This is a genomic window from Pseudogemmatithrix spongiicola, assembly GCF_030623445.1.
In the GTDB taxonomy this organism is placed as follows: domain Bacteria; phylum Gemmatimonadota; class Gemmatimonadetes; order Gemmatimonadales; family Gemmatimonadaceae; genus Pseudogemmatithrix; species Pseudogemmatithrix spongiicola.
In genome coordinates, this window is sequence record NZ_CP130613.1 from 2162922 (window position 1) to 2185537 (window position 22616).

General features: G+C 69.6%; 19 protein-coding genes, 1 tRNA gene and 1 pseudogene. 6 read left to right on the forward strand and 15 right to left on the reverse strand.

The features are described 5' to 3' along the window. Nucleotides 1-4: 4 nt before the first annotated feature. Both Strain318_RS09930 and Strain318_RS09935 read left to right on the forward strand, forming a co-directional pair. Nucleotides 5-742 (forward strand): ABC transporter ATP-binding protein, encoded by a 738-nt coding sequence (locus tag Strain318_RS09930; protein WP_367885546.1) that lies wholly within the window; start codon nt 5-7, stop codon nt 740-742. Then, nucleotides 739-3285, forward strand: coding sequence for an ABC transporter permease (locus Strain318_RS09935; RefSeq protein WP_367885547.1), 2547 nt, complete (start codon nt 739-741; stop codon nt 3283-3285). The genes Strain318_RS09930 and Strain318_RS09935 overlap by 4 nt, the downstream gene beginning before the upstream one ends. Nucleotide 3286: 1 nt before the next feature. On the opposite strand, the gene Strain318_RS09940 is transcribed toward Strain318_RS09935, so the two are convergent. Then, nucleotides 3287-5812: an IPT/TIG domain-containing protein gene (locus tag Strain318_RS09940; RefSeq protein WP_367885548.1), complete on the reverse strand. Its 2526-nt coding sequence runs from the start codon at nt 5810-5812 to the stop codon at nt 3287-3289. A 68-nt stretch (nt 5813-5880) separates the two neighbouring features. Here Strain318_RS09940 and Strain318_RS09945 point away from each other — a divergent pair, with 68 nt between their 5' ends. Further along, nucleotides 5881-6426 (forward strand): hypothetical protein, encoded by a 546-nt coding sequence (locus tag Strain318_RS09945; RefSeq protein ID WP_367885549.1) that lies wholly within the window; start codon nt 5881-5883, stop codon nt 6424-6426. Here the strand turns inward: Strain318_RS09945 and Strain318_RS09950 are convergent. From Strain318_RS09950 to Strain318_RS09965, 4 genes are read right to left on the reverse strand one after another with little or no spacing between them, the layout of a single operon-like run. Then, the gene (locus Strain318_RS09950; RefSeq protein WP_367885550.1) at nt 6423-6692 is read right to left on the reverse strand and encodes a hypothetical protein; all 270 of its coding nucleotides are present in this window, start codon (nt 6690-6692) and stop codon (nt 6423-6425) included. The genes Strain318_RS09945 and Strain318_RS09950 overlap by 4 nt on opposite strands. After that, nucleotides 6692-7879 carry a mannose-1-phosphate guanylyltransferase gene (locus Strain318_RS09955; RefSeq protein ID WP_367885551.1) on the reverse strand — a complete coding sequence of 396 codons (1188 nt, stop codon included), beginning with the start codon at nt 7877-7879 and terminating at the stop codon, nt 6692-6694. The genes Strain318_RS09950 and Strain318_RS09955 overlap by 1 nt, the downstream gene beginning before the upstream one ends. Before the next feature lie 49 nt (nt 7880-7928). After that, nucleotides 7929-9251: a Na+/H+ antiporter NhaC family protein gene (locus Strain318_RS09960; RefSeq protein ID WP_367885552.1), complete on the reverse strand. Its 1323-nt coding sequence runs from the start codon at nt 9249-9251 to the stop codon at nt 7929-7931. A gap of 10 nt (nt 9252-9261) precedes the next feature. Continuing rightward, entirely contained in the window at nt 9262-10098 is an 837-nt protein-coding gene (locus Strain318_RS09965) for a sterol desaturase family protein (protein WP_367885553.1), read from the reverse strand. 63 nt (nt 10099-10161) lie between these two features. Here Strain318_RS09965 and Strain318_RS09970 point away from each other — a divergent pair, with 63 nt between their 5' ends. Next, nucleotides 10162-10983: a ZIP family metal transporter gene (locus Strain318_RS09970; protein ID WP_367885554.1), complete on the forward strand. Its 822-nt coding sequence runs from the start codon at nt 10162-10164 to the stop codon at nt 10981-10983. Here Strain318_RS09970 and Strain318_RS09975 read toward each other — a convergent pair. The 7 genes from Strain318_RS09975 to dgcN form a co-directional block, all read right to left on the reverse strand. Further along, a complete protein-coding gene (locus Strain318_RS09975; protein ID WP_367885555.1) occupies nt 10980-11729 on the reverse strand; it encodes a metallophosphoesterase family protein in 750 nt (249 codons plus the stop codon). The two genes, Strain318_RS09970 and Strain318_RS09975, sit on opposite strands and share 4 nt — an antisense overlap. Nucleotides 11730-11733: 4 nt before the next feature. Next, nucleotides 11734-12780: an ACR3 family arsenite efflux transporter gene (gene arsB, locus Strain318_RS09980; RefSeq protein WP_437436298.1), complete on the reverse strand. Its 1047-nt coding sequence runs from the start codon at nt 12778-12780 to the stop codon at nt 11734-11736. After that, a complete protein-coding gene (gene arsN2, locus Strain318_RS09985) occupies nt 12774-13223 on the reverse strand; it encodes an arsenic resistance N-acetyltransferase ArsN2 (protein WP_367885556.1) in 450 nt (149 codons plus the stop codon). The genes arsB and arsN2 overlap by 7 nt, the downstream gene beginning before the upstream one ends. A 40-nt stretch (nt 13224-13263) precedes the next feature. Beyond that, nucleotides 13264-14181: an arsenite methyltransferase gene (locus tag Strain318_RS09990; RefSeq protein WP_367885557.1), complete on the reverse strand. Its 918-nt coding sequence runs from the start codon at nt 14179-14181 to the stop codon at nt 13264-13266. 55 nt (nt 14182-14236) lie between these two features. Continuing rightward, nucleotides 14237-14563, reverse strand: a complete 327-nt coding sequence (locus Strain318_RS09995) for an ArsR/SmtB family transcription factor (protein WP_367885558.1) — start codon at nt 14561-14563, stop codon at nt 14237-14239. A gap of 70 nt (nt 14564-14633) precedes the next feature. After that, nucleotides 14634-15617 carry an N-acetyl-D-Glu racemase DgcA gene (gene dgcA / locus Strain318_RS10000; RefSeq protein ID WP_367887905.1) on the reverse strand — a complete coding sequence of 328 codons (984 nt, stop codon included), beginning with the start codon at nt 15615-15617 and terminating at the stop codon, nt 14634-14636. Further along, nucleotides 15614-16630, reverse strand: a complete 1017-nt coding sequence (gene dgcN, locus Strain318_RS10005; RefSeq protein WP_367885559.1) for an N-acetyltransferase DgcN — start codon at nt 16628-16630, stop codon at nt 15614-15616. The genes dgcA and dgcN overlap by 4 nt, the downstream gene beginning before the upstream one ends. A gap of 140 nt (nt 16631-16770) precedes the next feature. On the opposite strand from dgcN, the gene Strain318_RS10010 reads away from it, so the two are divergent. Continuing rightward, nucleotides 16771-18519, forward strand: coding sequence for a M14 family zinc carboxypeptidase (locus Strain318_RS10010; protein WP_367885560.1), 1749 nt, complete (start codon nt 16771-16773; stop codon nt 18517-18519). A gap of 90 nt (nt 18520-18609) precedes the next feature. Here the strand turns inward: Strain318_RS10010 and Strain318_RS10015 are convergent. Further along, nucleotides 18610-18683 (reverse strand) — tRNA-Ile (locus Strain318_RS10015). A 122-nt stretch (nt 18684-18805) separates the two neighbouring features. Between Strain318_RS10015 and pap the strand changes: the two genes are divergently transcribed. After that, the gene (gene pap / locus Strain318_RS10020; RefSeq protein WP_367885561.1) at nt 18806-20284 is read left to right on the forward strand and encodes a polyphosphate:AMP phosphotransferase; all 1479 of its coding nucleotides are present in this window, start codon (nt 18806-18808) and stop codon (nt 20282-20284) included. A gap of 39 nt (nt 20285-20323) precedes the next feature. On the opposite strand, the gene Strain318_RS10025 is transcribed toward pap, so the two are convergent. Then, on the reverse strand, nt 20324-20638 hold the full coding sequence (locus Strain318_RS10025) for a hypothetical protein (protein ID WP_367885562.1): 315 nt from the start codon (nt 20636-20638) through the stop codon (nt 20324-20326). Continuing rightward, nucleotides 20638-22472: pseudogene (gene typA, locus Strain318_RS10030) on the reverse strand (translational GTPase TypA). Before typA ends, Strain318_RS10025 begins: the two are co-directional and overlap by 1 nt. Nucleotides 22473-22616: the final 144 nt, after the last annotated feature.

Sequence of the window (22616 nt, forward strand, 5' to 3'; positions counted from 1 at the left end):
GCCCATGCTCGTCGCTCGCACGTTGACGAAGGAATACCGCAGCGGCACGGCCCCGTTGGCCGTGCTGCGTGACGTGTCATTCGACATTCCCGAAGGAGCGTTCGTTGCCATCGTGGGGCCCTCGGGAAGCGGGAAGACGACGCTGCTCGGCCTGCTCGCGGGCCTCGATCAGCCCACGCGCGGCGCCGTCCTCCTGGATGGCGTGGACCTGACGCGCCTCGATGAGGACGCGCGGGCCCGCCTGCGTGGCGAGAAAGTTGGGTTCATTTTCCAATCGTTTCAACTCATCCCGACGCTGACGGCGCAGGAGAACGTGCAAGTGCCGCTCGAGCTGCAGGGCCGCAGCGACGCGGGCGAGAAGGCCCGCGACCTCCTCTCGCGCGTCGGGCTGGGCGACCGTCTCGACCACTTTCCCTCGCAGCTCTCCGGCGGCGAGCAGCAGCGCGTCGCCATCGCGCGCGCCTTCGCGAACGAGCCGAAGATCCTCTTCGCCGACGAACCCACGGGGAATCTCGACGGGGCGACCGGCGCGAAGATCGTCGCGCTGCTCGACCAACTGAACCAGGAGTCCGGCGCGACGGTCGTCATCGTCACGCACGACCTCTCGCTGGCCGAGCACGCGCAGCGCGTCATCCGCCTGCGCGACGGCGTCGTCATCGAGGATCGCGCGGGGCGCGGCGGTTCGGGTACGCACGCCGCGGCTTCGGACGACCCGACCGCAGCCGCCGGAGCCAGCGCGTGAGGGCTCCGCTCTCGACGCTCTTCCGCCTCGCGTGGCGGGAGAGCCGCACCGCTCGCCGTCGCCTGCTGCTCTATATGAGCAGCATCTCGCTGGGTGTGGCGGCGCTGGTGGCCATCGACTCCTTTGCGGCCAACGTCCAGCGCTCGATCAAGGACCAGTCGCGCACCCTCATGGGCGGCGACCTCAACCTGCGCGCGCGCCAAGGCTTCACCGCCGCCGCCGATTCCGTGCTCGACTCGCTGGCGACGGCCGGCTACCCCTGGGCCAAGGTCACGAGCTTCGCCTCGATGGCATCGGCGTACCCGAGTGGCAACACGCGGCTCACGCAGGTGCGCGCGGTGACGCCCGGCTTCCCGTTCTACGGCGAAGTGCTGACCGAACCCGCCGGCCGCTGGGCCGAGTTGCATCGCGGCCGCTACGTGATGGTCGATCCCTCCGTGCTGATCGGGCTCGACGCCCAGGTCGGCGACTCGCTGCGGATCGGCTACGCGCGCTTCGAGATCCTGGCGTCGATCACCAACATCCCGGGCGATCCGGGCATCGCCGCGACCATCGGGCCGCGGGTGTTCATCCCGGCGCGGCATCTCGCCGAGACGGGCCTCATCACGGCCGGCGCGCGCGCCGAGTACGAGGCCGTGCTCAAGCTCCCCGAGGGCACGAAGACGCCGATCTGGGTCGCGCCGCTGCGACCGCGCCTCGAGAAGGAGAACATCCGCATCCGCACGGTCGAGGAACGGGAGATCGACCTGACCGATGCCATCCAGCAGCTCGCGCGCTTTCTCTCCGTCGTCGGCCTCATCGCGCTGCTGCTCGGCGGCATCGGCGTCGCGAGCGGCGTGAATGCCTTCGTGCAGCGGAAGATCGACACCGTCGCGGTCCTGCGCTGCCTCGGGGCGTCCAGCGCGCAGGTGCTGACGATCTATCTCGTGCAGGCGGCGGCGATGGGTTTCGTGGGTGCCGCGGTGGGCGTGGTCCTCGGCATCGGCATCCAGTTCGGCTTGCCGCAGGTGCTCGGCGACTTCCTGCCCGTCGATGTGCAGGTGACGTTGGTGCCGAGTGCGATCCTGCTCGGCCTGGCGATCGGCGTCTGGGTGGCGGTGGTCTTCGCGCTGCGTCCGCTGCTGGTCCTCCGTCGCGTCTCGCCGTTGCAGGCGATCCGCCGCGATGACGCGGCGCTCGCGGAATCGCGCCGCAAGGACACCGCCACGCAGCTCACCAACGTCGCGCTGGTGGCGTCGGTGATCGGGCTCGCGGTCAACCGCGCCGAGACCGTGCCGCAGGGCCTGCTGTTTGCCGTGGGCGTGTTCGTGAGCATCGGCACGCTGTGGCTCGCCGCCGCGGGCTTGGCCCGCCTCACGCGCCGCATCGTCGCGCCGAGCTGGCCGTACGTGCTGCGCCAAGGCGTGGCGAACCTGCACCGCCCCGCCGCCCAGACGCAGTCGGTGATCCTGGCGCTGGGATTCGGCTCGTTCCTCGTGACGACGATCGTGCTCGTGCAGACGAACTTGCTGGCGCAGTTCGAGTTCACGGCCGCGCAGTCGCGGGGCAACCTGGTGTTCTTCGACGTCCAGGAAGACCAGCGCAGCGGATTGGCCGAGCTGATCGGCACGGCGGGCCATGAGATCGTCAGCGAAACGCCGATCGTGACCATGCGGTTCGCCGGCGGCAACGGGCTCACGAGCGAGGAATGGGCGGAGCGCGTCGGCATCCCCGCGCGCAACTGGGCGCTGCGGCGCGAGTATCGCTCGACGTACCGGGACTCGATCGTCCCGACGGAGACGCTGCTGACCGGCGAGTGGTTCGGCGCGCGGGCACTGCCCAGCGGCGTCTACGAGGTGTCGCTCGAGCGCGACATCACCGACGAGCTGCACGCCGCGCTCGGCGACACGCTGCAGTGGGACGTGCAGGGCGTCACGATCCGGGCGGTGGTGACGAGCACCCGCGAGGTGGACTGGGGCCGCTTCGAACCGAACTTCTTCGCGGTGTTCCAAACGGCGGCGCTGCAAGGCGCGCCCGCCCAGTTCGTGACCATCGCCGCCGTGTCGAGCGACACGGCGGTCGCCCGCCTGCAGCGCGACGCGGTGCGGCGGTACCCGAACGTATCGAGCATCGACCTCTCGCTGGTACGCGGCACGATCAACCAGATCGTGAGCAAGGTGACGCTCACCGTGCGCTTCCTCGCGCTGTTCTCGCTCGCGATGGGCATCCCGGTGCTGTTCAGCGCCGTGGCCGCCACGCGCCGCGACCGCCTGCGCGAGGGCGTGCTGCTCAAGACGCTGGGCGCGACGCGCGCGCAGATCGGCCGCATCCTGCTCGCCGAGTACGCGGTGCTGGGGCTGCTCGGCAGCCTCTCGGGCATGCTGCTCGCGGTCGGCGGCGCGTGGGGACTGATCACCTTCGTGTTCGAAGGCACGTTCACGTTCGCGGCGTTACCGGCGCTCGGCATCGCCGGCGCGATGATGGCACTCGCGGTCTCGATCGGCCTGCTCACCGGTCGCGACGTGTTCCGCGAGACCCCGATGGCGGTGCTGCGAGAGGCGTAGGCTACTCGACGCGCAGCAACGCGACGCGCGCCGTCGACGGCAACGGCGCGCCGCCGAGTCCGCGCAAGCGCAGCAGCCTGGTGCTGCCGGCGGTGGACGGCGCGAGTTCGAACGTCGCGAAGCCACCGGGCGCGAGTTCGGCGAGATCGACCGTCACGTTGCCGGCTAAGGCCGTGCGCCGCACGGGATCCGCCCGACCGAACACGTCGTTCACGCCGCCGCTACCGCCACAGGCCCCGAGGTCACCGCAGAAGCCCTCGAAGAGATCGCCGAGCGCCCAGCCCTTGAGCCGCAGCGTCGGCTCGACCGCGGCGCCGGCGGCGCGACCGTCGGTGACCACCGCGAGCGACCAGCGCGCGAGCAGCTCGTCCCAGCTGCGGCCGCTGCGCGCCTCGAGATTGGCGATCCCGGACTGTCCGTTGACGCTGAGCGCGCGCGTGAAGCTCGCTTCATCGATGGCGGCGTGATCCATCGCGAAGCGGAGCAATGACCATCCGCTCCCGTAGTAGCTGTCGTCGCCGGACGCGACGCTCCCGAGCGGCGACCGGGCGCCGCGCGCGTCGAGAAAGCGATACAGTCCGGCGAGCGCCGGCCGCATGAGCACCGGTGTGTCCTGGCAACTGCCGTCGCCGAGCGCCGCGCGCGCCTCGCAGCGGATGCTGGCGTAGGCGGCGTCGCTGGTGGACGTCAGCCCGGTGAGCGCGCGTGTGTAGAGCTCCTCCGCATGGCGCGCGGTGGCTTCCTCGAGCCAGGATTCCTCGAGCAGCTGGCCGCGCGCGATGCGCTCGGCGAAACCGACGACGTGCTTGAGTTCGTGCGCGATGGTGCCGCGCACGGCCGCCCGCCACACGCGGAGCGCCTCGACCGGATCCGGATGCGCGCGGACATCGGGCACCTGCAGGTAGAGCATCTCGCCCACATTGCTCGCCGGCGCCGCGGCGCGCGGGAAGAAGTCGCAGCTCACCACCGCACCCATGATGGCGCCGCCCCGCATCGCGTTGAGCGTCGGCGTGAGCACGACCACCACCTTGCCATTGGCGTCCAGGCGGTCGTCCATGACGAGCGGATTGCCGAAGCGTTCGATCAGCGGCCAGATGGTGAGATCGATCTCGCTGCCGAGGGCGGCGATGGCCGCATCCATCTGCCCGGCCAGCGACGGGCGGTCACCGATGAGCGACGTCGTGTCCTCGAGGATGGCGATGCGGGTGCCGTCATACACGGTGCGCGCGCCGATGGCGCGGAACCCGACGCAGAGCCGCGGATCGTCGAGATCCGGTACGCGGACGGCGGCGAAGCCGCCGAGTGGCGGGAGTTGCAGCGAGGCGCGCACACCGACGCGTGGAGCTTCGGGCGCACCATCGTGCGCGGCAAAGGCTCGGTTGCGCTCCAGCAGCGCCAGGTGCGCGTGCTGTCCCGAGGACGGGACGGGGCCCGACGCGAACTGCAGCGTCGACGGCGCCTCGCGACCGCTGCGGTGATCGACCGAGAGGGCGATGCTGCCGGCCCCGACGGCGCGCGCCGCGTGCAGGACGTTCACGAGGTAGCGACCCGACGCCGGCAACTCGACGCAGGCCGCCTCCGCGGCGGAGAGTAGCAACACGGCGCTGCCGAGGGCCGGCGTGCGGCGCGGCGCCAAAGCGATGCGCACCGGATGGGCGCCGATGCCGTCGGCCGTGCTCACTTGCACCGCCGCCTCGCCGCTCGGCACGCAGGCGGCGGCGGTGGACGGCACCAGCGCGGTGATCTGCGTACTCGCGCTGGTGAGCACCTGTGCGGCGAAGCCATCCACGGCGAGACCGCTCGATAAGCCGCCCGCCGTCAACCGCGTGCCGTATACCGTGAATGGCGCGCCGGTCACGATCGTAGACGGCACCACGGAATCGATGCTCGGCGCCGACGCGCCGCCCGCCGCGTCGACGCGCACCATGAGGTCGCGCGAGACCGCGTCGAGTTCGACGCGCAGCGTGGAGGCACCGACCGCGACGGGCGTGACACTGCCCGTCGGCGACACCGTCGCGATACGCGGGGCGTCCGATGACCAGCGCAGCGCCGCGCCGATGATCGGTTCGCCAAACACGTCGAGCGGGATCACGCTTGGGACGACGCTCGGTCCCGGCAGGCGCAGGGCCAGCGACTCCGGCTCGACGATGAAGGCGACGGCCGGCGGGTTCACCAGCTGGATTTCGCGGTCGCGCACGACGCTTCCCACGGCGGCGCGTACGACGCCCACCCCGGGGGCGAGCGCGAGCAGTTGGCCGGCGGCGCTGACGGCGAGGGTCGTTGGCGTGAGCGAGCGCCAGACCACGGGCGCATCGACGATCTCACCGCCGAATCCCGTCGCGACCGCGCGCGCGAGGCGCTGCTGCCCCGGGCGCATAGTATCGGCATCGAGGAGAATCGCCACCTGCCGCACGCCGAACGGCGGCAGCGGCCGATCGGGCGCGCAGCCCAGCGACAGCGCAATCATCACGATGGCGCTGCCGACCAAGGGGACGCGCCCCAAGCGGATGGCGGGGGAGAGGCGCACGACGCTGCTCGTACTCTACGACAACCCCACGCCCCACGCCACCGTTCCGCCCGCGGTAGATTCGACGCGTGCTGACCCCGCCCCGGACTTGGGCTGCCGGCCGTTCATGGCACTGGCGCGTACCGCTCTTCGCGGTGCTCGCCTGGCAGGCCGTGCGCCCGCTCCGGGCGATGGGTGGTCACCTCTTCGCGGGCATCAACTTCGGCGCCCACGAGTTCGGGCACCTGTTCTTCGCGTTCTTCGGCGAATGGATGACCATCGCCGGCGGCAGCCTCATGCAACTGCTCGTGCCGATCGGCGCGGCGGCCGTGGTGCTGCGATCCAAAGACTGGTTCGGCGTCGCCGTCTGCGCGCTGTTCCTCGCCTCTGCGCTCGGCGATCTCTCGTGGTACGTGGCCGATGCGCGAGCGCAGGACCTCGATCTCGTGAGTTTCTCGCCCGACGGCGGCGGCCACGACTGGCACTACCTGCTCGCGAGTGCCGGCGCGCTCAAGCAGGACCTGGCGTTGGCGCGCATGCTGCGCGGCGTGGGCTGGCTGCTCGTGATCGGCGCGACGCTGTTCACGCTGCAGCTCGCCCGCTGGATGGCGACGGAGCGGCCGCCCGAGGCCTAGCGCGTGCGGCAGACGGGGCGCTGCGGCGGCATCCCCGAGCAGCGGATGCTGCCGTCCATGCCCTGCGAGATGGTGCCGCAGGCCGTGTTCACGACGGTCTTCAACGCTTCGGCCTCGTCCTTGCCGGTGGCCGTCGCGCAGTTCGTCTTGCCCTCGAAGGTCACGCAGGCCGAGCACTCCACCTGCTGTGCCGAGAGCGTGGAGTACAGCAGGAGGCCGGTGAAGCCGGCAATGATGAGGATGGTGACCAGCGTGCTCTTCTTCATCAGGACCCCGTGGGATGGATGCGCATCGAGCCCGGCAGGGCGTCGAGCAGCGGACGCAGATCGGTGGCGCGGTCGAGCGAGGTGACGAACGTCAGGCCATCGAGCGTGACGACAAGCATACGCGAGACGCCGTACACCACGACCGTCCCGCGCTCAGCGTGCACGACGTTGCAGTCGGCCTCGACGAAATGGACGTGGCCGACGGCGCCGTTCCCGTCGTCATCGAGGTCGCGGGCGCGGCGCAGCGAGGCCCAGGTACCGACGTCGTCCCAGCCGAACTCGCCCTGGATGACGAGGAGACGCTGCGTGCGTTCCAGCAATCCGCGCTCGAGCGAGGTGGCGCGGACCATGCCGACGAACGTGGGCAGGTTGCCGAGCCGCAGCGCCTCGAGGCCGTCGCGCACTTCCGGGGTGTGCGCCGCCAGCTCGGAGAGGATCGTCTCCGCCGAGGCGACGACGATGCCGGAGTGCCAGCGGCACCCCTCGCGGATCAACTGTGCCGCTTCGTGTTCGCTCGGCTTCTCGACGTAGCGCAGCGTCGTGGCCGCTCCACCCTTGCCGAGCGGGTGGTCCACGTCGAGCGCCGGCCCCGGCACGATGTATCCGAAGCCCGTCTCCGGACGCGAGGGCTGGATGCCGACGGAGACCAACGCGCGCTCGCGGGCGGCGTAGGAGGCGGCACGGCGCAGCGTGCGCCGGAACTCCTCGGGGAAATCCACCGCGAGATCCGCGTGGATCGCGACGCACATCGCGCTCGGGCCCGCGCGACGCACGAGCTCCTGCGCCCCCCACGCCAGCGCCGCCGCGGTGCCCAACGGACGCGGTTCGACGAGCACGTTCTCGTCCGGTACGTCCTTCGTCACGGAGCGGATGGCCGGCGCGATGTCGCGGCTGGTGAGGATCAGCACGCGCTCGGGCGGGATCGTCGGCTGCAGCCGTCCCACCGTCTCCTCGATGAGCGTCTGCTCGGACACGAGCGCGAGCAGCGGCTTCGGGCGCGCCGGCGTCGAGAGCGGCCAGAATCGCGAGCCGATGCCGCCGGCGAAGATCACCGCCCAGAGCGCGACGTCCGTTTCGGGCTCGCTGAACGCCGCCAGCTGCTCCGCGGGCAGCGTGCCGGCGGCAGTGCTGCCGGCGGCAGTGCTGCCGGAGAGGTCGCCGGGAGGCGTCGCGCCGGGAAGAGGCATAGACAGGAAAACCTAGACGGGGCGTCGCGGCATCGCCACGGCTCGGCGGCTAGCCGAGGAGCACGATGCCGACCGCGGCCGCGGTCCAGACGAGCAGCATCCCGGGGATCGCGAACTTGAGCCAGCGTCCGTAGGTGAGCTTGGCATTCAGGAGCATCGCGAAGAGCGCGCCGTTCGTGGGGTTCACGGCATCGGTGAACACGCCGCCGGCGGAGAACGCGAGCACGACGGCATCGCGCGAGATGCCCAGCAGGTCCCCCAGCGGCGCGAGGATCGGCATCGTGAGCATCGCCTGGCCGCTCGTGGAGGAAACGCCGATGTGGATGATGGCGTGCGCCGGGATCATTGCGACCGCCGCCACCTCGGCGGGCACCAGCTGCAACGGCGCGACGATGCCCGCGATGATCGTGTCGATGATGCGCCCGTCGGTGAGCACCAAGCCAATGCCGCGCGCGACGCCGACGAGCACGCCGGCCGCGACCATGCCTTCCATCGCCACGAGGAACCTCGCGGCCGTCTCGCGCAGCGCATAGCGCTGCAGGGCGCCGACCACGAAGCCCCCGACGAGCACGAGGGCGGAGAGTTCGTTGATGCCCCAGCCCCAGCGCAGGATGCCGACGACGTACAACAGGATCGGCAGCACGAGCGCGAGCAGCGAGCAGGCGTCGCGCCAGGTCGGCGGCTCCGTCGAGGGGGCAGTGACCTCGGGGCGCACGTCGTCCGCGGGCGCGCGCCAGAGCGTGTAGGCGATCCACGCCGCAAGCGCCGCCAGCAGCACGGCGACGCGCGTCCCCGCCGCGCTCATCGGCGCGAGCTCGGCCGCCTTCAAGGCGGCACCGGTGCCAAAGGGATTCGTCGGACCGAACGCCGCGCCGACCATCGCCGCCCCCATGCTCATCGCCAGCGCCGTGACCGAGCCGTAGCCGAGGTTGCGCGCGAGGATCACGAGCACCGGGATCAGCGCGACGAACTCCTCGTGCATCTGCTCCGCGGCGCCGAATCCGGCGAACACGATGCTGAGCCCGATGACGACGAGCGCCGGACGCCGCGTGCGGCCGACCAAGGCGCCGAGGAGCCGCGAGAGCGCGCCGCTGGCATCGAGCAGCCCGAATGCGCCGCCGGTCACGAGGATCGTCATGATGACGTCGGCACCAGAGACGAAGCCGCGCGGCACGGCGAGCAGCGCGTCCATGAGTCCGACGGGTGCGGGCTCGACCGGCGCGAAGGTGCCGGGCATCACGCGGGCCGCACCGGTCGCGGCATCCACCGTGCGCTCGTAAGCCCCGGCAGGCAGCAACCAGGTGAGCACCGCGGCGGCGCCTACCCCGCCCAACAGGAGAACCAACGGGTGCGGTGCGCGGCGCGTCAGCACGGGCGGCCCGTCACTCGGCGGGCGGGCGCGTCGGCTGCGGCTTCGGCCGGAACGGCATCGTCAGCAGCGCGCCGATGCCCGTGTGCTCCTTGGGGTCCATGTGCGTGTCGATGCCGTACACCAAGCGCGCGCGATCGATCGTGCGGAAGGTGCCGAACATCCGGTCCCACACGGAGAAGATGTTGCCGAAGTTCGAGTCCGTGTGCGGCAGCACGTAATGGTGATGCACCTTGTGCATGTCGGGCGACACGATCACCCAGGCCATCGCGCGGTCCAGCCACGCGGGCAGCGAGATGTTGGCGTGGTTGAACTGGCTGAGCACCACGCTCATCGCTTGGTAGAGGAAGACCATCCAGAGCGGCGCGCCGGTGACGACGACGGCGAGCGCGGTGAACGCGAAGCGCACCACGCTCTCGCCCGGGTGATGGCGATTCGCGGTCGTCGTGTCGACGTGGGTGTCGCTGTGGTGAATCAGGTGCAGCTTCCACAGCGGCGGCACGTGATGCGAGACGAAGTGCGCGAGCCACGCGGAGATCAGGTCGAGCATCAGCAATCCGACAAGCGTGCTCAGCAGCAACGGCATCGCGGGCAGCCAGAAAAGCAGGCCGAACTCGCGGGCGATCGCCCACTCCGAGGCGCGCAGCAGCAGGAAGGCCAGCGCGAAGTTGACGACGATGGTGGTGAACGTGAAGAAGAAGTTCACCAGCGCATGCGGCCACTTGCGGTACTCGTGCTTGAACAGCGGCACGGCGCTTTCCCAGATCCAGAAGAAGGCGATGCCACCGGCCAGGATCATCGCCCGGTGCGACGACGGAATGGAGGCGAAGTAGTCAGCGATCGCTTGCATAGGCGCAGAATCTACAATAGTTGCGTCTTGACATTGAGTTAGTGCGTCCTAACTTTCTCGTCCATGACTCCGGTCCTCGACTTCTTCGCACGTACCGACCCCGTCTTCGGCGCGCTGATCGCGACGACGTTCACGTGGCTCGTCACCGCCGCGGGCGCCGGCCTCGTGCTCATCGTGCCGAACATGAGCCGCCAATGGCTCGACGCCATGCTCGGCTTCACGGGTGGCGTGATGGTCGCGGCGAGCTTCTGGTCGCTGCTCAACCCGGCGATCGAGATGGCGGAGCGCATGGGCGTCCCCGGATGGCTCCCCGCCGCCGTGGGCTTCGCGATGGGCGCGCTGTTCATCTTCGCGCTCGACAAGGTGCTGCCGCACCTGCACATCAACTTCGATGTCTCCAGGACCGAGGGCGTGAAGACGCCCTGGCATCGCACGACGCTGCTCGTGCTGGCGATCACGCTGCACAACATCCCCGAAGGCCTCGCGGTGGGCGTGCTGTTCGGCGGCGTGGCCGCGGGCATCCCGGAAGCGACGATCGGCGGCGCCGTCGCGCTGGCGATCGGCATCGGCCTGCAGAACTTCCCCGAGGGCATCGCCGTGTCGATGCCACTCCGCCGCGCCGGCCTCTCGAAGTGGAAGAGCTTCGGCCTCGGCCAGGCGAGCGCGATGGTGGAGCCGGTCGCCGGCGTCATCGGCGCCGCCGCCGTGCTGTTCATGCAGCCCATCCTGCCGTACGCCCTCGCCTTCGCCGCCGGCGCGATGATCTACGTGGTGGTCGAGGAAGTGATTCCCGAGACGCAGCAGGCGGCGAACACCGACATCGCGACGCTGGGGTTCATCGGCGGCTTCATCGTGATGATGGTGCTCGACGTGGCGCTGGGCTAAGCCTTCCCGCCGCTCTCGAGGAACGTCACGAAGTCCTCGGGCAGGCCGGCGGCACGGATGCCGGCGACGGTCGTCGCGATGTCGTACGCCACGCGTTCGAAGGTCACGCGCGCCTCGCCCTCGCCGAGCTCGAGCAGGACGTATCCCGCGCGCCAGTCGCCGTCCTTGGGGCGGCCGACGCTCCCCGTATTGATGAAGTGCATGCCGTCCACGATGCGGTGCCAGGGCTTGTGCGTGTGGCCGAAGGCGATGGCGTCGCCCGCCTTCAAGCCGACGAGCGCGGCCATCTTGCGGCAGAAGTCGTCGTCGCGGTCGGCGGTCCAGTACACGGTATTCAGCGTGGGCGTGCCGTGCACGAGCACGAGGCGCGGCCCGGCGCCGTGCCCCCCGAGCGGCCGGAGATCGAGCGAGAACGGCAGCGCCGCGAGTGCGCGCTTGGTCTCCTCGCGGGTCGTGCGCAGCGTGTACTCGTAGGAGACGTGCGCGAGCTCCTCCTGGCGCGGCGTATCGGCGCGGCAGCCGCAATGCTTGTAGCCCGTCGCCACGGTGGAGTCGTAGTTGCCGGCGACCCCGGCGATTCTCCGCTCCGCCAAGCGCTGCATGACCTCGTTGGGAAACGTCGAGTAGCCGACGAGATCGCCGGCGTGCACGATCGCGTCCACGTCGCCCCGGGCATCGATGGCGGCGAGCACGGCGTCGAGCGCCGGGAGATTCGCGTGGATATCGGAGATCAGCGCGTAGCGCACGGCGTCATCCCTGCGGTGCGAAGTTGAAGAAGCGGCGACCCGCCCACAGCGAGACGTACACGAGCGCGACCAGCGCCGGCACCTCGATGAGCGGTCCGACGACGGCGGCCAGGGCCTCGCCGGAGCCGATGCCGAAGGTCGCCACGGCGACGGCGATCGCCAGCTCGAAGTTGTTGCCGGCCGCCGTGAACGACAGCGACGCCGTGGCCGGATAGTCGAACCCGAGCTTCGCGGAGATCGTGAAGGCCAGGCCGAACATCACGAGGAAGTAGACGAGCAAGGGCAGCGCGATGCGCAGCACGTCCATCGGCAGTTCGAGGATGCGGTCGCCCTGCATCGCGAACATCAGCACGATCGTGTACAGCAGGCCGATCAGCGCCGTCGGCCCGATGCGCGGGATGAAGCGCTCGTCGTACCATTGGCCGCCGCGGCGCGCCACGAGGATGCGGCGCGTGAGGTAGCCGGCGAGCAGCGGAATCCCGAGGAAGATGCCCACGCTCTTGGCGATCTCGAGCATGGAGATGTCCACCACCGCCGTCTCGCCGCCGAACCACTCCGGCGCGACGCCGAGGAAGAACCAGCCCAGCACGCTGTACGTGACGATCTGGAACACGGAGTTCAGCGCGACGAGCACCGCCGCGAGCTCACCGGAGCCGCAGGCCAGTTGATTCCAGATGAGCACCATCGCGATGCATCGCGCCAGCCCGATGAGGATCAAGCCGTTGCGGTACTCCGGCAGGTCCGGCAGGAAGATCCAGGCCAACGCGAACATCACAATCGGCCCGAGGACCCAATTGAACACCAGCGAGGTGCCGAGGAGCCTGGTGTCGCGTGCGTGCGCGCCGATGCTCTCATAGCGCACCTTGGCGAGCACGGGGTACATCATCCACAACAGGCCGATCGCGATGGGCACGGACACACCGGCGACCTGCACCCGGTCAAGCGCCGCCCCGAGGCCCGGGAATGCGCGGCCGAGCCCAATGCCCAGCAGCATCGCCGCGACGATCCACGCGGGCAGGAGGCGATCCAGCGTCGAGAGGCGGCTCAGCACTCCCGCACCATCACCACCGCGCTGGCCGGGCAGGCACTCGTGAACTCCACCGAGGACTGCACCTCCGCCGGCACGGTCGCGCGGGTCGTCTGCCGGAAGCCGAACGACGGGAAGTACTGCTCAGCGGTCGTCGTGAGCAGGTAGAGGGCGCGGGCGCCGCGCGACTCGGCGTCGGCGATCACGCGCGTCACGAGCGCGCGCCCGAGACCCTTCCCCTTCCAGGCGTCCGACACCGCGACGGAGCGCAGGAGCGCGTACTGCCCGACGCCGCAGCGCTCCGTGCCCGCGACCCCGACGAGCGCGCCGTCATGCTCCGCGACCACGAAGCACGGCAAGGCCTCGCGCACGCCGTCGAGCGGCAGCTTGTTGGCGGTCAGCAAGGCTTCCACGCGCGGCAGGTCATCTGGGGAAGCGGGTCTGAGGATCGGTGCGGTCGTCGTCATGGTCGGTCTCGGCAATGTCGTGGCGGCAGTCATCTGAGCACTAGGCGGCTGGCTTCGTGGCGCGAACGAAGCCGCTGAGGAACTTCCCTTCCATTTCCCGCGCGAACCGGGTGGCGTCGAGGCCGGTACCGGCGAGCAAGGCCATCGCGTCGTCCGCCGTGTACACGCGCGTCGGCTCGATGCTCGGCTGCTCGAAGCCCACTTCCTGCAGGAGGGACAGGAACTCCCGCTCCTCCAGCGCGCCCGCGACGCAGCCCATCCAGAGTTCCATGTTGCGCCGCACGTCCGCCGGCACTTCGCCGCGCACGATCACGTCGCTCACGGCGAAGCGGCCACCCGGCTTGAGCACGCGGAAAGCCTCGGCCAAGGTCTTGCGCTTGTCGCCGGAGAGATTGATCACGCAGTTGGAGATGATGACGTCCACCGAGGCGTCGGGAAGCGGGATCTGTTCGATGTGCCCCTTGAGGAACTCGACGTTCGTCGCGCCGGCCTTCGCCTTGTTCTCGTTGGCGAGGGCGAGCATCTCGTCGGTCATGTCGAGCCCGTAGGCCTTCCCGGTCGGGCCGACGCGCTTGGCGGAGAGCAGCACGTCGATGCCGCCGCCGGAGCCGAGGTCGAGGACGGTCTCCCCTTCGTGGAGGTTCGCGAGCAAGGTCGGATTGCCGCAGCCCAGCGAGGCGAGCAGCGCCTCGGCGGGAACGCCGGCGGCCTGGCCTTCATCGTAGAGGTCCGCCGTGATCGGGTCCCAGGAGGCCGTCGAGCTGCCGCAGCAGCCACTTGTACCATCCGCCGGCGCGCAGCAACTGGCCGTCGCCGTGGCCGCAGCGGTCGCGGCGGTCTCTGATGCGGCGATGCCCTCGGCGACGCGACGCGCGGCGGCGCCATAGCGCTCGCGGACCGCGTCGCGGAGCGGGGAGACTGGATCACTATTGGGGTCACGGCGCTTGAGGGATTCCATACGATGCTCCTTGAACAAGAAATCTTGATGGATCTGGCGAAAAAAGGGGGCGTGGTCAGCAGCAGCGGGCGACGAGGCGTCGGTTCGACGCGGGTCGCAGTGCCGCCAGCAGGCGCTCGGCTTCGACGATGGCGTCGCGGTTCAGCGTGTAGTACGCCCAGCGGCCTTCCCGGCGGTCGGTGACGACGCCCGCGTCCTTCAGGACCTTGAGGTGGTACGACAGGCGCGACTGCGCCACGTCGAGATGGCCCTGGAGGTCGCAGACGCAGTGCTCGCCGTCGAGCAGGATCTGGATGATCTGCAGGCGCGCCTCGTCCGAGAGCGCATGGAAGAGCTCGGCGCTCCGGCTGTTGGCGATGGCGGTGGCAGCGGTGGTCGTCATGGCGTTGAATGTATCAAGAGTTCTTGATCTGTCAACCACCAAGTTTCCTTGATGCATTTCACGGGGTGCCTCAGCCCCAAAGCGCCGCGTCCGGCGGCGACACGCGACTGCCGTCGAAGCGCAGCCCCGGCTCGCGGTCCTTGGCCAGGAGCAGCGGGCCGTCCAGGTCCACGAACTCCGCCTCGCCGGCCAGGAGCATCGCCGGCGCCATGGCGAGCGAGGTGCCGAGCATGCAGCCCACCATCACCTGCAGCCCTCGCGCACGCGCCATGCGCACGACCTGCAAGGCCTCCGTCAGGCCGCCGGTCTTGTCGAGCTTGATGTTGATGGCCTGATATCGCTCGGCGATGGCATCGAAGCTCCCGCGGTCATGGAAACTCTCGTCGGCGCAGATCGGGATGGTCGTCCGCACCTGATCCAACGCGGCGTCGTCTCCGGCGGGCAACGGCTGTTCGATCAGGGCGACGCCCGCGGCCGCACAGGCCGCGAGGTTCTCGCCGAGCGTTTCGGCGCGCCAGGCTTCATTGGCATCCACGATGAGCGTGGCACCTGGTGCGCCCTCGCGCACCGCGCGGATGCGCTCCGCGTCGCCGGCGCCGCCGAGCTTGACCTTGAGCAGCGGGCGGACGCTCGCCGCCTGCGCCGCGACGCGCATCTCCGCGGGCGTGCCGAGGCTCAGCGTGTACGCAGTGGTCACGCCCTGCGGGGCACGGGCACCGGCGAGCTCCCACGCGCGACGGCCGCTGCGTTTCGCGTCGAGGTCCCAGAGTGCGCAGTCCAGCGCATTGCGCGCCGCCCCCGCCGGCAGGGCGTCCTGCAAGGCCGCGCGATCGAGCCCGTGCTCCACGAGTTGCCACTGTGCCTCGATGGCCGCCGCCACGCCCTCGACGGTCTCCCCGTAGCGCGTGTAGGGTACGCACTCGCCGCGGCCGACATGGTCGCCGGCTCGGATCGTCGCGACAACCACCACCGCCTCGGTGCGACTGCCGCGCGAAATGGTGAATCGGCCGGCGATCGGCCAGCGTTCGACGGCGACGCCGAGGCGCACGGTCAGCCCGCGCGCGGGAACTCGCGCGCGAGGCGCGCGACGATCGGCTCCACGCCGAAGCGCACCGGGTCCGTCGCGGGCAGCCCATGCTCGGCCTCGACGCGCGCGAGATACGCCCGCGCCGCCGATTCCTCGAGCGCTTCGGTGTTGACGGCGATGCCGACGCAGCGGATCTGCGGATTGGTGAGCTGCCCGCAGCGCACCGTGAGATCGATCACCGCCTGGATGCTCGGCAACGGATGCTTCACGCCGCGCATGGTCGTGCGCGTGGGTTCGTGGCACACCACGAAGGCGTCTGGTTGCGCGCCGTGCAGCAGCCCGAGCGTCACGCCGGCGAACGACGGATGGAACAGGGAGCCCTGTCCTTCGATCAGGTCCCAGTGGTGGGGCGCCGCGGCCGGCGAGATCCACTCGACCGCGCCCGAGATGAAGTCCGCGACCACGGCGTCGATGGCGACGCCGCGGCCGGAGATGAACACGCCGGTCTGCCCGGTGGCGCGGAAGTCGGCCTCGAAGCCCGCGGCCCGCATGCCCTTCTCCAGCGCCAGCGCCGTGTACTTCTTGCCCACCGAGCAATCCGTGCCGACCGTCAGCAGGCGCATGCCGCTGCGCTTGTCGCCCTTGCCGGTATCGAACCGCTGCGACGAGTGGCGCACATCGAAGAGAGAGCGCCCGTTGCGCCGGGCCGCGTCGGCGATCGCCGCCACAGACCCGAGGCGCACGTGCAAGCCGCTCGCCACGTCCATGCCCGCATCCAGCGCTTCGACGATGGTCGCGACCCAGTGGTCCGGGAGGATGCCACCGGCGTTCGCGGCACCGACGATCAGCGTACGGACACCGGCCGCACGCGCGGCCGTCACGCTCAGGTCCGGGATGCCGAGGTCGGCCTTGCAGCCGGGATAGCGCAGCTGGCCGACGCACCACTCGGGGCGCCAGTCGACAATGCCTTGCGCGGTCTTGGCGGCGAGCGCGTCGGGCACGTCGCCGATGAACAGAAGGTATGGATGAGCGATTTCCATGGGAGTCTCCGCGCGGAGTGTACCCAGCCCGGGCGCTGCGGGCAACGGCTGCGCCGGGGGAGTTGGCAGCGGTGCCGCCCTGCGGCGCGTAAGGTTCTCGAACAGGCTCCATCGCGCCATTTCCCGAATCCCCACCGACGATGCCCTCCCCGTTCCTGCGCGCCGCCTCTGCGGCGCTCGTCCTTGCCGCGATCGGCGGCTCGGCCAGTCCCCTCGACGCGCAGCAGGCACTGCCGCGCACCTTCCAGGAAGAGAACGACTTCAAGGCCGGGCCCACGCCGTACGAGCCGCTGATGAAGTTCTGGTATGAGCTCGACCGCCTGAGCGACGAAGTCAGCATCCGCCCGCTCACGCGCACGCTGCTCGACCGGCCGTTCACGCTGGTCACGATCGCCCGGGAGCCGATCGCCAACCCGCAGGACGCGATTCGCTCGGGCAAGACGATCGTGCTCATTGCGAACGCCGTGCACGGCAATGAGCCCGCGGGCAAGGAAGCCAGCCAGCTCATCGCCCGCGACCTCGTGTTCGGCGACCTCAAGCACGTGCTCGACAGCGCCATCGTGCTCATCGTCCCGTTGATCAACCCCGACGGCGGCGAGGTGCGGCGACGCACGAACGAAGAAGGCTTCGACATGAACCGTGACTGGCTCAAGCTCGAGTCGCAGGAGATCCACGCCATCGTCACGCAGATCCTCAACGAGTGGACACCCGACATCCACGTGGACACGCACCACGGCGGATCCGCCCCCTACACGCTCACGTGGCAGGGCACGCTGAATCCCGCCGCCGACCGCCAGCTGCGCGAGTATCCGTACCGCACGGTCTTCCCCGCCATCCGCCGCGCGCTGCAGGCCGAGGGCTACGACGGCTTCGACTATTCCGGTGCGCAGACGCGCGATGGCGTGCGCGGCTGGGGCTCGACGTCGGTGGAAGCGCGCAAGCACCACGTGTACACGGGCCTGATCAACTCCATCGGCATGCTCTTCGAGACGCCGTCGTCGTCGCACCGCGTGCGCAACGGGCGTGTCGAGGCGATCCCGCAGCCGGAGCGGTACTTCCACCAGGTGCGCGGCCAGGTGATCGGCCTGCGGACGGTGCTGCAGCACGCGCACGCGAAGCGCGGCGAGATCCGGACGCTCACCAATGCGTCGCGCCAGCGGGCCATTCGTGCGGGCGCCAATCCGACCGCGAACGACGGCGTGGTCGTCGACTACACACTCGTCTCGCGCGGCACGGAACCGGTGTGGATGCCGAGCGGACCGGGACAGGACGTGACCTACACGCTGCAGAACGTGCCGGTGTGGCTCAAGTATGACGTCGTGCGCACCGTACCCCGCGCGCGCGGCTACGTGTTGCCTGCGTCCATCGCCAAGGTCGTGCCGCTGCTCATGGAGCACGGCATCCAAGTGCACCGGTTCACCGCGCCGACCACGCTCGAACTCGAGGTCTACGATGCACTCGGCGTCGAACGGCGCGAGTACTTCCAGGGCCATTACCTGCAGGCCGTCACCGGCGTCGAGAAGAAGACCGAAAGCATCGCGGTGCCCGCCGGCTGGTACTACATCAGCACCGCGCAGGCCAAGGGCAACCTGATCAGCTACCTGCTCGAACCCGAGACCGACGACAACCTCATCACGTGGAACTACACGGACAACGTGCTGCGCGTGACGCCGACCAACGTCGAGGAGGCCATGCAGGCCCTGCTCGGCGACACCGACCTCAACTCACTGACGCCGGAACAGCAGGCACAGCTCCGTACGCGCGCCGAAGCCATGATGCGGCAGAAGCAGCGGGTGCCGATGATGCGCGTGGTGAAGCCGCAGCCGATGTCGCTGCTCGAGGTCACGAGCTTCAACGAGTTCAACCGCACCCGGTACTACCAGCCGTGATGGAGCGCCGCGCGGCGCGCGGCGATACCTCGACGGAACGCACGACGGCCCCGCAAGCGAAGCGCTTGCGGGGCCGTCGGTTTGCCGGAGTGGGCCTGGGAGGAGTTGAACCTCCGACCTCACGCTTATCAGGCGTGCGCTCTAACCACCTGAGCTACAGGCCCGGCGAGCCTTGAAATAAAGCGTGGAAGCCCCTGTCGGTCAACCGTTTGCGCATCGGCGGGCCCCCGACTTGCGGCGGTGGCGGCGCGGGGCGACCCTCTCGGGACTCCCAGCCCACCCGTCTATGCTCGACGCCGCCGAACAAGGCCTGACCCTCACGGACCGCGCCTACGAGCGCCAGCTCCGAACCCTGCGCCCTGCCCTGCTCAAGGCGCACTTCGCGCTTCAGCAGTCTGGCCGACAGGTCCTCGTGATCGTGTCCGGCAGCGACGGGGCCGGCAAGGGCGAACTGGTGCACCGCCTCAACGAATGGCTGGACCCGCGGGGCGTCACGACGACGGCGTTCTGGGACCACTCCGACGAGGAGGATGAGCGTCCGCACTTCTACCGCTTCTGGCGCGCAATGCCGGGCGCGGGCAAGATCGGCATCTTCTTCGGCTCGTGGTATACGCGGCCGATCATCGACCGCGTGACCAAGTCGCGGCGGAAGCGCGACTTCGTGCCCGAACTGGACCGCATCGTGGCCTTCGAGAAGATGCTGGCCGATGGCGGCATCCACGTCCTCAAGCTGTGGCTCCACCTCTCGAAGCCCGCGCAGCGCCAGCGGCTCAAGGAACTGGAAAGGCTCGGGCGCTTGGGCCCCGACGACTGGAAGCACTTCAAACAGTACGACCGCTTCCGCACGGTCTCGGAGCTCGCCTTGGAGCATACGCACCAGCCGCACGCGCCGTGGCATCCCGTGGATGCGACCGACCGCCGGCACCGCGAGATCACGGCGGCCAAGCTGCTCCTCGCGACGCTCGAGCATGCCGCGACGCTCGAGGCGCCCAAGCGCCGCGCTCGCGCCGCGGCACCGGCGGCCCGCACCTGGGTCCCTGGACCGTCGCAACTCGATCAAGTGGACCTCACGCAGCGGCTGACCGTGAGCCAATACGAACGCGAGCTGCCGCAGCTGCAGGAGCGGCTCTCGCGCCTTGCCTGGCGCGCGCGCGAGGAGAAGGTGCCGACCATCCTGGCTTTCGAGGGCTGGGACGCCGCCGGCAAGGGCAGCGCGATCCGGCGCGTCACCCAGGCGCTGGACCCGCGCCTGTACCGGGTGGTGGGCATCGCCGCCCCCACCGACGAAGAGCGCGCCCAGCACTACCTCTGGCGCTTCTGGCGGCACGTCCCGCGCGACGGGCGCATCACGATCTTCGACCGCACCTGGTACGGCCGCGTCCTCGTGGAGCGCGTGGAGGGATTCGCGCCGGTCGCCGACTGGGACCGCGCCTACTTCGAGATCGATGCCTTCGAGCGGCAGCTCGTGGACCACGGCGCGGCGCTTGGCAAGTTCTGGATCCACATCAGCCCCGCGGAGCAGCTGAAGCGCTTCAAGGAGCGCCAGCGCGTGGCGTGGAAGCGCCACAAGATCACCGACGAGGACTGGCGCAACCGCAAGAAGCTGCCGGCCTACAAGGCGGCGGTGGACGAGATGCTGGCGCGCTGCAGCCCCGGCGAGGCGCCGTTCACGGTGGTGGCGGGCGACGACAAGCGCTTCGCCCGGGTGCAGATCCTGCGCACGATCGTCGAGCGGCTCGAGGGCGCGCTCGAGGCCGGGGCCTGATACGCGGCGGGGGGCGCCGCCTGGCGCCCCCCGCTGCCCTCACTCGTCGAATCGCCCCGGGTGGGGCTTGTCGTCCTCGTCGGCGTCGTCGTACTCGTCGTCGAGGTCGATGAGGTCATCATCGAGATCGTCGTCGTCGAGATCATCGTCATCGTCGTCGAGGTCGTCCTCGTCGAGATCGAGGTCATCCTCGTCCTCGTCGAGCTCGTCCTCGTCATCGAATTCGTCGTCTTCGTCGAGGTCGGGATCGAAGCCGTCGAATTCCTCTTCATCCTCCGCCGCCAACTTCCACGGCGCCACTGCGCTGCCCCGCATCGTCCGCATTCTCCAGTTGGTTGTCACGTCCGACGACATCAGCTCGCCTCACGCTCCCGCTTGGCATCGCGGTTGATGCGCTTGCGATCGCTCGCCTTGAGCATGCGCTTGCGCAACCGGATGTTCGCGGGGTGACCTCGATCAGCTCGTCGTCTTCGATATACTCCAGCGCACCTTCCAACGTCAACAGGCGCGGCGGTTCGAGCTGGATCGCGTCGTCCGCGCCCTTCGACCGCATGTTCGTCAGCTTCTTTTCCTTGGTCGGGTTGACGTCCATGTCCCCCGGCCGCGAGTTCTCGCCGACGATCATTCCCTCATACACCTCGTCGCCCGGCTTCACAAATAGCGTCGACCGCTCCTGCAGGTTCCCGAGGGCGAAGGCGATGATGGTGCCCAGCTCCATCGAGACCAGCACGCCGCGCAGGCGGCCCTGCAGCCCGCCGGCCCAGGGCCCGTACTCGAGGAAGCGGTGGTGCATGATGCCCGTGCCGCGCGTGTCGGTGAGGAACTCCGAGCGGTAGCCGAAGAGGCCGCGCGCCGGGATCTTGTACACGAGGCGCACGAGGCCCTGCCCCGGATTCTTCATCTCGATCATCTGCGCCTTGCGGGGCCCGAGCTTCTCGATGACGGTGCCCATGAACTCCTCGGGCACGTCGATGGCGAGCTCTTCGTACGGTTCCAGCCGCTCCCCGTTCTCGCCGAGGTGCGTGATGACGCGCGGCCGCGACACCTGGAACTCGTACCCCTCGCGACGCATGGTCTCCATGAGGATGGAGAGGTGCAGTTCGCCGCGGCCGGACACGGTCCACGTATCCGTCGAGTCCGTCTCTTCCACGCGCAGCGCCACATTGCGCTCGAGTTCCTTCTCGAGACGCTCCTTGATCTGGCGCGAGGTCACGAACTTGCCGTCCTGACCGGCGAACGGCGAGTTGTTCACGAGGAAGTCCACCGAGATGGTCGGCTCCTCGACGGCGATGCCCTCGAGGCGCTCCTGATGCTCGGGATCCGTGAGGGTCAGGCCGATCTCCACGTGCTCGAAGCCGGCCAGCGCGACGATCTCTCCCGCCGTCGCCGTCTCGACTTCCACGCGCTCGAGGCCTTCGTAGCCGAACAGCTTCGTGACACGGCCGAGGGCGCCCTTGGCGGCGTGGTCGACGGGCAAGAGCGCGACGGTGTCACCGACCTTCACGGTGCCGCGGTCGATGCGGCCGATCGCGAGGCGTCCGAGGTAGTTCGAGTGGTCGATCGTGGACACCAGCATCTGGAACGGCGCAGCCGCATCGCTCGGCGGCGGCGGCACGTGCTGGACGATGGTATCGAACAGCGGCTTGAGGTCCGTCGGCGGGACGTCCATCGACATCGTCGAGACGCCGTCGCGGCCGGAGGCGTAGACCACCGGCGCATCGAGCTGCGCCTCGTTGGCCTCGAGCTCGATCAGCAGGTCGAGCACTTCCTCGTGCACGCGCATCGGATCGGCGCCGGGGCGGTCGATCTTGTTGATGCAGATGATGACCGTGCGGCCGAGGGCCAGCGCCTTGCGCAGCACGAAGCGCGTCTGCGGCATCGGGCCGTCGAAGGCGTCGACGACCAGGAGCACGCCGTCGACCATGCGGAGGATGCGCTCGACCTCGCCGCCGAAGTCGGCGTGCCCGGGCGTGTCGACGATGTTGAGCTTGACGTCACCCCAGTGCACCGAGGTGTTCTTGGCGAGGATCGTGATGCCGCGCTCGCGCTCGAGCGGGTTGGAGTCCATCACGCGTTCGGCGACGACCTGATTGGCGCGGAAGGCCCCGGCTTGCCGGAGCATCTGGTCCACGAGGGTCGTCTTCCCGTGGTCCACGTGCGCGATGATGGCGATGTTGCGGATTTCCATAGCCTTTAAAGATAACAGAGGAGCGAAGAGCGAGGGGGAGGGGCGAAGGATGAGGGAAAGGGGTGAAGGGTGAGGGGGAGAGCCGCCTTCGCCCTGACCCTTCACCCCTTCCCCTCGCCCCTCAGGTCTTCGCCCTCGCTCTTC